We start from the raw sequence: 13,746 nt of genomic DNA, 5'->3' as shown, positions 1-13,746 counted from the left end.
CGCTTGACCACGATCAATTTCGACAGCGAGTTAAGACGAGCCGGCGCCCATTCGACGCATGGCTGGCGCCGTCTGCTGTTTCTGGCACATCGCTATCTGCTCGGCACGATCGGCCTTGTCATCATGGTGATGTTCGTCTGGATGGCGATCTCGGCGGACCTGATCTGCCGCTACGATCCGCTCAGCGTCGATTCCGCGCAACGGCTGGCCTCCCCCAGCGCGGCGCACTGGATGGGAACCGATTCATTCGGCCGCGACGTCTGGAGCCGGATCGTCCATGGCGCGCGGATATCACTGGCCGTCGGCATCGGCGCCACCTTGCTGGGATCGTCGATCGGCGTCATCGTCGGCCTCGCATCGGGCTATCTCTCGGGCTGGGTCGACCTCTTGTTCCAGCGCATCACCGACATTCTGCAGGCCCTGCCGTTGCTGGTGCTGGCGCTGGTGATGACGGCAGCGCTGGGGCCGTCGCTCCCGAACGTGATCATCGCCATTGCGATCCCGCTGATCCCAACGGTCGCCCGCGTGATCCGCGCCAACACGCTGGCGCTGCGCGAACTGCCGTTCGTCGAAGCCGCCAAATCGATCGGCATGAGCGAGACCCGCATCGCGCTGCGCCACGTGCTGCCCAACACGCTGGCGCCGCTGATCGTGCTGGCGACCGCGCAGCTCGGCTCCACCATCCTCACCGAGGCCTCGCTGTCGTTTCTCGGCCTCGGCATTCCCGAGCCCTATCCGTCCTGGGGACGCATGCTGTCGGAATCGGCGGCGGAATATGTCCGCACCGCGCCGTGGCTGGTGATCTTCCCCGGCGTCGCCATCAGCCTTGCGGTGTTCGGCACCAATCTGTTCGGCGACGCCTTGCGCGACATCCTCGACCCGAGGCAGCGCGGCTGATGACCGAGACGAAGGAAGACACGGTTCTCGACGTGAAGAACCTGCAGACGGTGTTCTTCACCAACTCAGGTCTGTTCCGCGCGGTCGACGATGTCTCGTTCAGCGTGCGGCGCGGCGAGACGCTGGCGATCGTCGGCGAATCCGGTTGCGGCAAGAGCGTGACCGCGCTGTCGGTGATGCGGCTGGTGCCGGACCCGCCGGGCCGGGTGGTCGGCGGCTCGGTGATGCTGGAAGGGACCGACCTGCTCGGCCTCGACGAGGCCGAGATGCGCAAGATTCGCGGCAACCGGATCTCGATGATCTTTCAGGAGCCGATGACCTCGCTCAATCCGGTGATGCGGATCGGCGACCAGATCACCGAAGTGCTGCGCCTGCACCGGGAAATGACCTCCAGGGAGACGTGGGCCAAGGCGGTCGAAATGCTGCGTCTCGTACGTATCCCCGAGCCGGAACGCCGCGCGCTGGAATATCCGCATCAGCTTTCCGGCGGCATGCGGCAGCGCGCGATGATCGCGATGGCCTTGGCGTGCCGGCCGGCATTGTTGATCGCGGACGAGCCGACCACTGCACTCGACGTGACGATCCAGGCGCAGATCCTGGCGCTGATCGTCGATCTGCAGAAGACGCTCGGAACTGGATTGATCCTGATCACGCACGATCTCGGCGTCGTGGCGCAGACCGCGCAGCGCGTCATCGTGATGTATGCCGGCAAGAAGGTCGAGGAAGCGACCGTGGAAGACCTGTTCGAGAATCCGAAGCATCCCTACACGCGCGGGCTGATGGCCTCGATGCCGGCGGTGATTTCGTTTGGTGCCAAGACCGATGCGCGGCTGAACGAAATTCCCGGCATGGTACCGTCGCTGACAAACCTGCCGCCGGGTTGCGCCTTTGCGCCGCGCTGCAGCCTCGCCGTCGATCGCTGCCGCGCCGAATATCCGCCGTTGCAGGAAGTCGACGGCGATCATTTTGCGGCGTGCTGGCGGGCGGCTGAACTGGTGGGCGCGCCATGACCGATCAACGTCCCCTGCTCGAAGTCACCGACCTCGTCAAGCATTACGCGGTACGTGGCGGCGTCCTGCGTCGGCGCGTCGGCACCGTGCATGCGGTGGACGGCGTCAGCTTCTCCGTCGGCAAGGGCGAGACGCTCGGGCTCGTCGGCGAGTCCGGCTGCGGCAAATCGACGGTCGCGCGCAGCGTGCTGCGGCTGGTGGAGCCGTCCAGCGGCGCCATCAAACTCAACGGCACCGACATCACCGGCCTCAGCAAATCCGAGATGCGGCCGCATCGTCGCTCGATGCAGATCGTGTTCCAGGACCCGTTCGCCTCGCTCAATCCACGCATGACCGCGGGCGATATCGTCGGCGAGCCGCTCAGCGTGCACGGTCTTGCAACCGGCCGGGCGCAACAGGAACGCGTCGCCGAACTGTTCGCGCAGGTCGGATTGCGGGCGGATCAGATGAAGAACTATCCGCATCAATTCTCGGGCGGCCAGCGGCAACGCATCTGCATTGCACGGGCGCTGTCGCTCGGGCCGAGTCTCATTGTGTGCGACGAGCCGGTATCGGCGCTCGACGTCTCGATCCAAGCGCAGGTGATCAACCTGCTGATCGACCTGCAGCGCAAGAACGGCTTCTCCTATCTGTTCATCGCCCACGACCTCGCCGTCGTCGCCCATATCAGCCACCGCGTGGCCGTGATGTATCTCGGACGCATCGTCGAGATCGCGGACAAAAGCGAGTTGTTCGCCAACCCGCGCCACCCCTACACGCAGGCACTGCTGGCCTCAGTCCCGATCGCCGATCCCAAGGCAAAACGCCTTGCGCCCATGGTCGACGGCGACGTCCCGAGCCCGATCAACCCGCCCTCGGGGTGCGCCTTCCACACCCGCTGCCGCTATGTCATGGACCGCTGCAAGGTGGAGCGGCCGGCGCTGGTGGAAGCCGGCGAAGGGCATCAGGTAGCGTGCTGGCTGAACGAGGGAACGGGGCGACCGGAGTAGAATTCGTAGGGTGGGCAAAGCGCAGCGTGCCCACCACTTCACGCGCAGCAAGAATGGTGGGCACGTCGCTGCGCTCCTTTGCCCACCCTACGCAACTTGCGCCGCCGCAATCTCCACGACGATCCGGCCCGTCGTTACCTGTTCGCCTTCGGCCACGTCGATCGACGAAACCGTGCCTGCGACGCCAGCCGTGTGCACATGCTCCATCTTCATCGCTTCCAGCGTCATCACCGGCTGGCCGGCCGCAACCTGCTCACCCGGCTTGACCAGCACCGCGACCACGCGGCCGTTCATCGCCGCGCGCACCTTGCCGTCGCCACCGGCCGCCGCAGCCGAGGCCGGCGCTGAGAGGGTCAGGTCGCGGACCGCAATTGTCGCTCCGCGGTGCAGAACAAAGAGGCGGTCGCCATCGCGCAGGAATCTTGCCGACTCCATCATGCCGTCGGTGCGGAAGCGGATCGCATCGCGACCGAGCTCGTCAATCTCGAAACGAAGGTCGCTGCTATCGACGACGGCGGCATACCCGCCATCGCGGCCGCGTACGATATCCACCTCGTGAACGCCATGGCCAAGATCGATCCGCATCGTCAGCGGAAACGTCGCCGCCAGACTTCGCCCGCTGCGCCAGGGCGGCGCGTGTGTATTGGTAACGTAGAGCAGCAAGGCGGCCAACGCGGCCTCCGCGTTGGCGTTGGCGCTCGGCGCCAACAGTTCGTCGCGATGGTTGCCGATGAAGGCCGTGGTCGCTTCGCCCTTGGCAAAGCCCGGATGACGCAAGCAGGAAATCAAAAATCCCTGATTGGTGGTGACGCCGAACGCGGCCGTCTGCTCCAGACCGCAGATCAACCGGCCCCGCGCCTCGTTACGATCGGCGCCATGGCTGATGATCTTGGCGATCATGGAATCATAGAACGGGGGAATCTCGGAACCGGATTGCAGCGCATGCTCGACGCGGACGCCGTCCGGCATCTGCCACAGCGCCATCCGACCCGATTGCGGCATGAAGTCATGGCCGGCATCCTCGGAACACAGCCGCACCTCGATGGCGTGGCCGGAAAATTTGACATCCTCCTGCCTGAGCCCGAGCGACTCGCCGGCGGCGATGCGCAACTGCAATTCAACCAAGTCCAGCCCGGTGATCGCCTCCGTCACAGGATGCTCGACCTGCAGCCGCGTGTTCATTTCCATGAAATAGAACTCGCCGCTCTGGTCGAGCAGGAATTCCAGCGTGCCGGCGCCCTCATAGCCGATCGACTTGACCGCGGCGACGGCGACCGCGCCCATCCGCGCCCGCAAGTCCGGCGTCACCTTCGGCGACGGCGCTTCCTCGATCAGCTTCTGGTGCCGGCGCTGTACCGAGCAATCACGTTCGCCAAGATGAATGGCATTGCCGTAGCGGTCGCCGAACACCTGGATTTCGATATGGCGGGGATCGACGATGGCGCGTTCCAGAATGACGGTGGGATCGCCGAACGCGCCCTGCGCCTCCGACCTTGCGCCGCGCAGCGCGTCCGGGAACGCTGCAGCATCTGCGACCAGCCGCATGCCGCGCCCGCCGCCGCCCGCGACCGCCTTGATCATCACGGGAAAGCCGATCTTCCTGGCCTCCGCCAGCATCACGCCGTCGCTCTGATCTGCGCCCTGATAGCCAGGCACGATAGGCACGCCCGCCTTCTGGATGATGTCCTTGGCGCCGGCCTTGTTGCCCATCGCCCGGATCGCCTCCGGCGACGGCCCGATGAAGACCAGTCCGGCATCGCGGCAGGCTTGCGCAAAATCCTCGTTCTCGGCGAGGAAGCCGTAGCCCGGATGAATCGCGCTGGCGCCGCTGGTTTTCGCGGCCGCGATGATCGCGTCGATCCGCAAATAGGACTGCGCCGGCAGCGCCTCGCCGATCCGGATCGCCTGATCCGCCTCGCGAACATGCAGGGCGTCACGGTCGGCATCGGAGTAGACGGCGACCACGCCATAGCCCAGCCGGCGTGCGGTGCGCATGATCCGCAGCGCGATCTCGCCGCGGTTGGCGACGAGGATCTTGAAGAACGGCGTCCGCTTCATTTCAATTCCGCTCATGGCCGCGCGACCGAGAACTGCATGCGCTGGGGCGTGCGGGCCTCGGCCTCACGACAGATCGCCAGCACTTCGGAAAGCACGCTGCGGGTATCGCGCGGGTCAATAACCCCATCATCAAGGACGCGCGCGCTGGTCGAGAACACGTCCATCTGGCCGTCGAACACGCCGGTGATCTGCGCCTTCATCGCATCGAGCTTCTCCTTCTCGATCGGCTTGCCGCGCCGCGCCGCCGCAGCCTCGGTCACGATCGCCATGGTTTCGGCGGCCTGCTCGCCGCCCATCACCGCGGTCTTGGCGTTCGGCCAGGCGAAACAGAATCGCGGATGAAAGCCGCGCCCGCACATGCCGTAATTGCCGGCGCCGAAAGAGGCGCCGCAATAGATCGTGATTTGCGGCACGGTAGCCGAGGTCACCGCCTGGATCATCTTGGAGCCGTGCTTGATCATGCCGGCCTCCTCATACGCCTTGCCGACCATGTAACCCGTCGTGTTGTTCATATACAGAATCGGCGTGCGCGACTGGCAGCAGGCCTGAATGAAGTGCGTCGCCTTGTTGGCGCCGGGCACGTCGAGCGGGCCGTTGTTGCTGATGATCCCGATCGCCTGCCCTTCGATGCGGGCATGACCGCATACGGTAGCGGGACCGTAATTGGCGCCGAACTCGGTGAAGTCGGAATCGTCGACAAACCGCGCGATAGCCTGGCGCATGTCCACCGGCCGCTTGTGATCCATCGGCATGATGCCAAGCAGTTCCTCCGCATCGTAGCGTGGCGGCTTGAACGATTCTGGCGCTGGCTTCGGCCGGTCCCACTCCAGATTGGCCATGATGTCGCGCGCGATGCGCAGCGCATCGCGATCGTCTTCGGCCAGATAGTCGCCGAGACCTGAAATCGAGGTATGCATCTCGGCGCCGCCGAGTTCTTCCTCGGTCGCAATCTCGCCCGTCGCGGCTTTCAACAGCGGCGGCCCGGCGAGGAACGCGCGGGTGCGGCCACGCACCATCACGATGTAGTCGGAAAGTCCGGTCTGATAGGCGCCGCCCGCGGTCGACGAACCATGCGTCACGGTGACGACAGGCAAACCTGCCGCCGACAGCCGCGCCAGGTTGCGAAAGATGTTGCCGCCGCGAATAAAGTCCTCGACCCGGTAGCGCAGCAGATTGGCGCCGGCGCTTTCGACCAGCTGCACGTAAGGTAGCTTGTTTTCCAGCGCCAGTTCCTGCACCCGCAGCGTCTTGTCGAGGCCGTACGGTTGCAGCGCGCCGGCATCGATGCCGGAATCATTGGCGCTGACCATGCAGCGGATGCCGGAGACGAAACCGATGCCGGCGATCACGCCGCCGCCGGGCACGCTCTTGTCCGCATCCGGGACGTCGAACATGTAGCCGGCGAGCGCCGACAGTTCGACGAAGGGCGAGCCGGGATCGAGCACCAGCGCCACGCGCTCGCGCGGTAGCAACTGTCCGCGCTTGTGGAAGCGGTCCTTGGCGGCCGCGGATGCCGCCCGCGTGCGATCTTCGAGGGCACGCATCCGCGCGATCAGCGCCACCATGCCCTCGCGATTGGCCTTAAAGGCCGCGCTGCCGGTTGCGATCGTCGAGTCGATTACGGCCATAAACTCTCCTGCTCGTCATTGCCTGCGACAAACGCGAAGCGTTTGTGCAAGGGAGCGAAGCGCCGAAGCAATCTTTCTGTGCGACACGATGGATTGCTTCGCGTCGCTCGCAATGACGGCATTAATGCCTTGTCCCGAAAATCTGCCGGGCCTCCGCCGGGCTTGCGATCTCGCGGCCAGCACGGCGCGCGCAGGCGGCGACTTCCTCTATCAACTGCCCGTTCGAGGTCACCTTGGTGCCGTCGGCGAGATAGAAAGTATCTTCCAGTCCGGTGCGGAGATGCCCGCCGAGATCGGCGCAGCGTTGGTGCAGCGGCCAGATTTCGGCGCGACCGATCGCAGTCACCTGCCAATGCGCTTCCGGCAGCTTCAGCTTCAACAGGATCGGCAGCAGGTCCGGGTCGGCGGGCATGCCGGAGGCGACGCCCATCACAAAATTATATTCGAGCGGGCCGGAATACATTCCGGTCTGCCGGTACATGCCGACGCAGCGAACGATGCCGACGTCGAAGCATTCGAATTCGGGAATCGTGCCTGCTTCCTTCATCACGTCGAGATAGTCCTGCACCTTCTCGACCGCGTTATCGAACATCATCGGCGGCCAGGCCCAGGTGTTGTCGGACTTCACCTTCAGATAGTTCAGCGAGCCGGCGTTGCAGGCCGCAATCTCGGGTCTCGTCTCGCGCACGCAGTCGAGCGCGCCCTGATATTTGGGCCCCGACGTGCCCGTGGTGTGGTTGATGATGACGCCGGGGCAGGCCTCGCGAATCGCCTGCTGGATTTCCTTGCTGACGTTGACGTCCCAGGACGGCAGGTGCCCCTTGTTCGGCTCCTGCTGGCGCAAATGAACATGCATGATGCTGGCGCCGGCGTTAAACGCGGCCCTGGCCTCGCGCGCCATCTGCTCCGGCGTGACCGGCACGTTGTGCTGCTTCGGGTCGGTCAGCACGCCGTTCAGCGCGCAGGTAATGACGGCCTTGTCGCCCATGGATCAACCTTCGAAAGCGGGACGCGAGGGATCGCGAAAATACCCGGCGCGATCATGCGTCCGGCATCAGCCGGCTTCTTGCGTCAACCCGCTATTGCCGGCGGCGGCATGGCGGTGGCTATAGATCGCCAGGTCGCGCGAACCTGAAAAGATCGCTCGCGGCTTCAAGCCATAGAAGCGGCGGATCGAGTGGCTGAAATGCGTGGAGTCGGGATAGCCGATATCCTGCGCGAGATGCGCAAGGTTGATGTCCTGGTTGGCGAAATGCAGCAGATGCCGCGCCCGTTTCCAGGCGCGGAACGACCGGAAGGAAATGCCGGTCTCTTCCTTGAACAAATGCAGGAAACGCGACGGGGATAGTCCCGCCTCCGCGGCGCAACTCGCGGCCGTCACCGGCTCGCCGCAGAATTTTCCGATCTGCACAATGGCGCGCCCCACGCGGGCATCGAGTTCGCGCTGCGGCAGGGCCTCGCCGAGGCACAGCAGATCGAACTCGGCGCTGGAAAAATCATTGGCGTGATGCTCGCGCAGTTCGCGATAGGCGGCGCGAATGCGGCTGGCGAAAGCCGTGCCTTCAGGACCCGCGAGACGCCGGGCGAGATCTTCGAGCGCGCCGGGACGAACGCTCTCCGGCTCGATCACCACGCTGAGCACCGAACGATAATCGCTGGCGATGGTGTGCCTGATGTTCGGCAACAGGGCGACCATTTCACCATGGCTCTCGCGGCCATCGGCGGTGGTGAGCCAGAGACCGCCCTCGAGTGCAACATAGATGTTGAACCCGCCCGAGCAGCGTTGCCGGGGCCGGCCGAGCAGGCCGGCGTAGAACACGCGCTCCGGGGTGATCAGCATCAGATGGCCGGATTTGTGGCCGACATCGTCCATGGCTCGTCCTCCTCGCGCGGCTCTTTGGCCGCTGCGACGGGGTCAACCATAGCGGAAATTGGGGGACTGTCACCGACCGGGAAAGGTTAATTCGAAGGCCTGGATCGGCGCCTTTCAGGCCCGGATCCGTGGCGCCACATTCTGTTCAATACCGGCCTTGCGCTCCGCCGCAACGGCGCGCTGATACCCGTCACGTTCCTGCAACCTGGCCCAATAGGCGGCGACATTCGGCCCGAAATCCTTCGCGAGCCCGATATTGCCCGCCAGCCGCAACGCATAGCCGTTGACGATATCGGCCCCAGTGAACCGGCCGGCGCACAATGTTTCGGCATTTGCGGTAGCTGCCTCGACAGCACGCAGCCGGCCCAAGAACCATTTCGCGTAATCGCCGGCCACCTGCGGGTTCCGCCGCTCCTCCGGTTCGAGCTGGCTGTATCTCAGCACCAGCGTTTGCGGAAAGGTCAGTGTGGCGTCGCTGAAATACATCCAGTTCAGGAAGGCGCCGTAGGCCGGATCGTCCTGCCCGATCACCAGCGGTGTCGGACCATATTTGGTGCCCAGATAATAACAGATACCAGAGGACTCCGTCATCTTGGTCTCGCCGTCGATCATGAAGGGAATGGTGCCGAGCGGATTGATCGCAAGATACTCCTTGGCGAACACCCGTGGCGGGAACGGCAGCATTTTCAGCTCATAGGGCAAGCCCATCTCTTCGAGCATCCAGAGCGGACGGAATGAGCGTGCGCCGTCGCAGTGATAGAGCGTGATCATCAGGCATCCCCTCGTAAGTTCCGATCGGGCTTCTATTTGTTTTTCGGCAGCGTGCCCATCATCTTGCACAGCACCGTCAGCATCACCTCGTCGGCGCCGCCGCCGATCGAGGTCAGGCGGCTGTCGCGATAGGCGCGGCTGACTGGCGTCTCGTTCATAAAGCCCATGCCGCCCCAGAACTGCAGGCAGGCGTCGGTCAACTCGCGGCCCAAGCGCCCCGCCTTCAGTTTGGCCATGGTGGCGAGCCGTGTCACGTCCTCGCCCGCAACCAGCGCCTCGGCGGCGCGGTAGATCAGCGCGCGCAGCAGTTCCACCTCGGTCTGCATCTCCGCCAACTTGAAATGGACGGTCTGGTTGTCGAGGATCGATTTGCCAAACGCCTTGCGGTTGCGGGTGTATTCGATCGTCTCGCCGATGATGAATTCATGCGCCTTGAGGCACGCGGCCGCGCCCCACAGCCGCTCCTCCTGGAACTGCACCATCTGGTAGGTAAAACCCTTGCCCTCCTCGCCGATGCGGTTGCGCTTGGGCACCCGGACATTGTCGAAGAAAATCTGCGCGGTATCGGACGAGCGCATGCCCATTTTGTCGAGCTTGCGCGCGACCTGCACGCCCTTGGCTTTCATCGGCACGCAGATCAGCGACTTGTTGCGATGGACCTGGTCGTCACTGGTGTTGGCGAGCAGGCAGATCCAGTCGGCCTGCACGCCATTGGTGATCCACATCTTGCCGCCATTGATGACGTAATCGTCGCCGTCGGAACGTGCCTGGGTCTTGATCGAGGCGACGTCGGAACCGGCGCCGGGCTCTGAAACACCGATACAGGCGACCGCATCTCCCGCAATCGCGGGGCTAAGAAACTCGCGTCGCACTTCATCCGAGCCGAACCGCGCCAGCGCCGGCGTAGCCATGTCGGTCTGCACCCCGATCGCCATCGGCACGCCGCCGCAGGTGATGGCGCCGAGCTCTTCGGCCATCATGAGCGCGTAGGAGTAATCGAGCCCCTGGCCGCCGAATTCGACCGGCTTGTTGAGGCCGAGGAAGCCGAGATCGCCGAGCTTCTTGAACAGCTCATGCGCCGGGAAGATGTCGTTGTTCTCCCATTCATCAACGAAGGGATTGATCTCCGCTGCGATGAACTTCTGCAAGATACGGCGAGGTTCGTCGTGATCGGCGGTAAACAGCATGAACCGTGCCTCTCGTCATTCCGTGCGCGGGACGAACATTGCGAGCCCTTTGTAGCACGCGGCGGCAAGATGCCGAAAAGGGCCGTAGCGAACTTGCGCTGAGTAGCTGTCCACAGCGGCATCGAGGTTGCCGCTTCTGCCGCCGGCAATCTGGTGGCGCGGCCGGTTTCATCCTAGGATGAACGCGGCGGCGGAGCGGGGGCAAATGCGAAAATCGGGGCAGCGATTGCGAGGTGCGAGAACGGGCGACCCTGGACAGGGCAAAGCGGCCAGTGTCGTGGCAGACCCGTCCGCTCTGGATCTGAAAGCCTGGATCGGTGCATTGAGCGCGGTTCCCGCGGGATCGATGAACGAAGCCCAGATTTTGAGTTGGGTTGAAGGGCCGCTGCGCGACTTTTTCCCGTTCCAGCGATTCCTCGGCGGTTATGGCCGGCTGTCCGGCGGTCGTATCCGGATGCAAAACCTGGTGACGAGCGGCCATCAAGCTGAGTTCATTGCAAGCCTCGAAGATGCGTTCAATCTGACATCGCGGGGATGCTTCGCATGGTGGGTGCAAAACCGCGCGGCCTTCATCCTCGACCCCTCATGCCCGCCACCTTTCGCCACCGAGCGTGAACTCGAAGAGATCAAGCGGTTCTCGCTTGGCGTCGTCGCCGCGCACGGTGTCGTCGACCCGTTCGCCAATGCCGGGACCTATATCAGCTTTTCCGGCGTTGCGGCCGACCATCCAGACCGCACGCGGGCTTCACTCAATCTCATCGCGCCGGTGCTTCACGCACTGTTTCTCGCCACGGAGCAAGTGGCGGGTTCATCGCTCGACCTCACGAAACTCACCGACCGGCAGAGACAATTGGTCGATCTGGCGCTGATGGGCCTGCCGGACAAGACGATCGCCGTGCGCCTTGGCATCTCCGAAAACACCGTCGGAAATCATTTCCGCGGCATCTATGAACGGCTGGGCATCACCAAGCGCAGCCAGCTGATTGCGGCCCTCAAATAGGTCTTAGCACGTACGTGTCATCGACCGGATGGCATCGTCGGTGCTGTTGTTACGGCGAACCTGCGACCCGGAGCTTCACTCCGGCGCGGGGGCACTCACACAAGGTGTTTCGCCATGACAACGCTCATCCTGACTTCGCTGCTGATCGCCCTGGCGGCCGCCGCGTTCCTGATCCTGGAACGGGTCGCGCCGGGCCGCGAACTGCCCAATGCGCCGGGCTGGTACGGCCGCGCCCTGATTGTCACCATGTTTCAGGTCGGCATTACGCTCTCGACCAGCACGCTGTGGACGAAGCTGTTCGGTAACGCGTCACTGTTCGATCTGGAGGCGCTGCGGCTGCCGGTGCTCGAAGGCCTTATCGGCTGGCTGGTCGGCACTTTCTTTTTCTACTGGTGGCACCGGCTCCGCCACATGAACGGGTGGTGGGTGCTGTTCCATCAGGTGCACCATTCGCCGGCCCGGATCGAGACCATCACCTCGTTCTACAAGCACCCGGTCGAGATCCTCGCCGACAGCGCGCTTGCGGCTGCCGTGCTCTATCCGCTGCTGGGCTGCTCGCTGGAGGGCGCGATGTGGTTCAATGTGTTCGCCGCGACCGGCGAGTTCTTCTATCACTCCAATTTCAAGTCGCCGCCATGGCTGAAATATTTCATCCAGACCCCGGAGCTGCACTCGCTGCATCACGAACTCGACGTCCACGCCGGCAACTTTGGCGATCTGCCGATCTGGGACCGGCTGTTCGGTACCTATCGCGACGCCGACGATTTTGCCACGCAATGCGGCTTCCCTGGGCATAATGAGCGCCATCTGTCACGCATGCTGCTGTTTCAGGATGTGTATGATCGCCGGCCGTAGCAGGAGCGAGCCGAGTCTGCTGTTCGTCATTCCGGGGCGCGCGCAGCGCGAACCCGGAATAGATCGAGCCGTAGATTTGATGAGAATTGGATTCCGGGTTCGACGCTACGCATCGCCCCGGAATGACGGTTAGAGCCCCATCTGCCTCGAGGCGAGATCCTTCATGATCTCTTCGGTGCCACCGCCGATGGCGTTGACCTTGACCTCGCGGTAGATGCGCTCGACCTTGATGCCGCGCATGAAGCCGGCGCCGCCAAAAATCTGCACGGCCTCGGAGGCGCAGAACGCCATGGTCTGGGTCGCCTGGTTCTTCATCATGCAGATTTCGGCAACCGGGCTCTCGCCCTGTCCGAGCCGCCACGCCAGCATTTCCAGCATCGCCTGCGACGCCGCGACCTTCTGGGCCATGTCGACCAGCTTGTGCCGGATCACCTGATGCTGCGCGATCGGCTTGCCAAAAGTCTTGCGCTCCTTGGCGTAGGCGATGGCTTCCTCGACGCAGACGCGGGCATAGGCCGTGCAGCTTGCCGCCATGCCCATGCGCTCGCTGTTGAAATTGTGCATGATGATCTTGAAACCCTGCCCCTCCTCGCCGATCAGGTTTTCGCACCTTACGCGGCATTCGTCGAAATGCAGCGTCGCGGTATCGGACGCCCACCAGCCCATCTTCTTCAGTTTCGTGCGCGACAGGCCCGGCGTGTCGCCCTCGATCAACAGCAGGCTAACCCCGCCCGGCCCCTCGCCACCGGTGCGCACCGCGACCGTCAAATAATCAGCCCGCATGCCCGAGGTGATGAAGGTCTTTTCGCCGCTGACGACATAATGGTCGCCGTCGCGCCGCGCCTTGGTGCGCAAATTGGCAACGTCGGAGCCGCCGCTGGGCTCGGTGATCGCGAGCGCCGAAATCTTCTCACCCGCCAGCACCTGCGGCAGCACCCTCGCCCTGACCTCGGGCCTCGCAGCCCGCGCGATCGGCGGCGAACCGATGGTGTGGCTCATCAGGCTCGCACTGATCCCGCCCGCGCCGGCGCGCGCCAGTTCCTGCGAAACCACGATTTTCATGAACTGGTCGGCGGCGACGCCGCCATACTCTTCCGGGAAGCCGAGCCCCAGCAGGCCGATCTCGAACGCTTTCCGATAAAGCTCGCGCGGAAACTCGCCGGCCTCGTCCCATTCATGGGCATAGGGCTCGATCTCGCGCGACACGAAGCGGCGCATCACGTCGCGGAACGCTTCGTGTTCGGCCGTATAGAACGGGCTTTGCACCCTTGCGCGCTCCAGCATGATTTCCTCCCAACGGATGACGATGCCCCGATTTGCCTCTCGCAAACTTGCGTTGAGCGGCTGGCATTATCTTGCAGGCGCGGCCTGCCGCACCAACGCGTGCTGTGTCCAGCAACTGAACGCAAGACCGGTTGCCCGAGCATGCCCTAGCCTTGGTTCAAAACCAATAACAACATTGTCGGCCATTCGCCGGG

The 13,746-nt window shown here is 63.9% G+C and carries 12 protein-coding genes; 5 read left to right on the top strand and 7 right to left on the bottom strand.

Features of this window, described 5'->3' with window-relative positions:
• Positions 1 to 3 precede the first annotated feature (3 nt).
• Genes IVB05_RS02140 through IVB05_RS02130 form a run of 3 tightly spaced genes read left to right on the top strand, consistent with a single transcriptional unit; the run spans position 4 to position 2,896 of the window.
• Complete coding sequence (locus IVB05_RS02140; protein WP_247782802.1) at positions 4 to 897, top strand: ABC transporter permease; 894 nt, start codon at positions 4 to 6, stop codon at positions 895 to 897.
• The gene (locus IVB05_RS02135) at positions 897 to 1,907 is read left to right on the top strand and encodes an ABC transporter ATP-binding protein (RefSeq protein ID WP_247782801.1); all 1,011 of its coding nucleotides are present in this window, start codon (positions 897 to 899) and stop codon (positions 1,905 to 1,907) included. Before IVB05_RS02140 ends, IVB05_RS02135 begins: the two co-directional genes overlap by 1 nt.
• A complete protein-coding gene (locus IVB05_RS02130) occupies positions 1,904 to 2,896 on the top strand; it encodes a dipeptide ABC transporter ATP-binding protein (protein ID WP_247782800.1) in 993 nt (330 codons plus the stop codon). Before IVB05_RS02135 ends, IVB05_RS02130 begins: the two co-directional genes overlap by 4 nt.
• A gap of 87 nt (positions 2,897 to 2,983) precedes the next feature.
• On the opposite strand, the gene IVB05_RS02125 is transcribed toward IVB05_RS02130, so the two are convergent.
• From IVB05_RS02125 to IVB05_RS02100, 6 genes are all read right to left on the bottom strand, one after another.
• Complete coding sequence (locus IVB05_RS02125; RefSeq protein ID WP_247787434.1) at positions 2,984 to 4,954, bottom strand: acetyl-CoA carboxylase biotin carboxylase subunit; 1,971 nt, start codon at positions 4,952 to 4,954, stop codon at positions 2,984 to 2,986.
• Between the two features lie 11 nt (positions 4,955 to 4,965).
• Positions 4,966 to 6,582, bottom strand: coding sequence for an acyl-CoA carboxylase subunit beta (locus IVB05_RS02120; protein WP_247782799.1), 1,617 nt, complete (start codon positions 6,580 to 6,582; stop codon positions 4,966 to 4,968).
• A 121-nt stretch (positions 6,583 to 6,703) separates the two neighbouring features.
• Complete coding sequence (locus IVB05_RS02115; protein ID WP_247782798.1) at positions 6,704 to 7,570, bottom strand: 3-keto-5-aminohexanoate cleavage protein; 867 nt, start codon at positions 7,568 to 7,570, stop codon at positions 6,704 to 6,706.
• Positions 7,571 to 7,636: 66 nt separating this feature from the next.
• Positions 7,637 to 8,455 carry an AraC family transcriptional regulator gene (locus IVB05_RS02110; RefSeq protein ID WP_247782797.1) on the bottom strand — a complete coding sequence of 273 codons (819 nt, stop codon included), beginning with the start codon at positions 8,453 to 8,455 and terminating at the stop codon, positions 7,637 to 7,639.
• Between the two features lie 114 nt (positions 8,456 to 8,569).
• Entirely contained in the window at positions 8,570 to 9,226 is a 657-nt protein-coding gene (locus IVB05_RS02105) for a glutathione S-transferase (protein ID WP_247782796.1), read from the bottom strand.
• A 32-nt stretch (positions 9,227 to 9,258) separates the two neighbouring features.
• Positions 9,259 to 10,413, bottom strand: a complete 1,155-nt coding sequence (locus tag IVB05_RS02100) for an acyl-CoA dehydrogenase family protein (RefSeq protein ID WP_247782795.1) — start codon at positions 10,411 to 10,413, stop codon at positions 9,259 to 9,261.
• Between the two features lie 205 nt (positions 10,414 to 10,618).
• On the opposite strand from IVB05_RS02100, the gene IVB05_RS02095 reads away from it, so the two are divergent.
• Both IVB05_RS02095 and IVB05_RS02090 read left to right on the top strand, forming a co-directional pair.
• A complete protein-coding gene (locus tag IVB05_RS02095) occupies positions 10,619 to 11,413 on the top strand; it encodes a helix-turn-helix transcriptional regulator (protein WP_247782794.1) in 795 nt (264 codons plus the stop codon).
• 114 nt (positions 11,414 to 11,527) lie between these two features.
• On the top strand, positions 11,528 to 12,268 hold the full coding sequence (locus tag IVB05_RS02090) for a sterol desaturase family protein (protein ID WP_247782793.1): 741 nt from the start codon (positions 11,528 to 11,530) through the stop codon (positions 12,266 to 12,268).
• Positions 12,269 to 12,397: 129 nt separating this feature from the next.
• Here the strand turns inward: IVB05_RS02090 and IVB05_RS02085 are convergent, their stop codons facing one another.
• Positions 12,398 to 13,552 (bottom strand): acyl-CoA dehydrogenase family protein, encoded by a 1,155-nt coding sequence (locus IVB05_RS02085; protein WP_247782792.1) that lies wholly within the window; start codon positions 13,550 to 13,552, stop codon positions 12,398 to 12,400.
• Between the last annotated feature and the right edge of the window lie 194 nt (positions 13,553 to 13,746).

The organism is Bradyrhizobium sp. 170 (assembly GCF_023101085.1).
Classification (GTDB): Bacteria; Pseudomonadota; Alphaproteobacteria; order Rhizobiales; family Xanthobacteraceae; genus Bradyrhizobium.
Note: the sequence above shows the minus strand (reverse complement) of the source record. Positions and strands in the feature narration are given on the sequence as shown.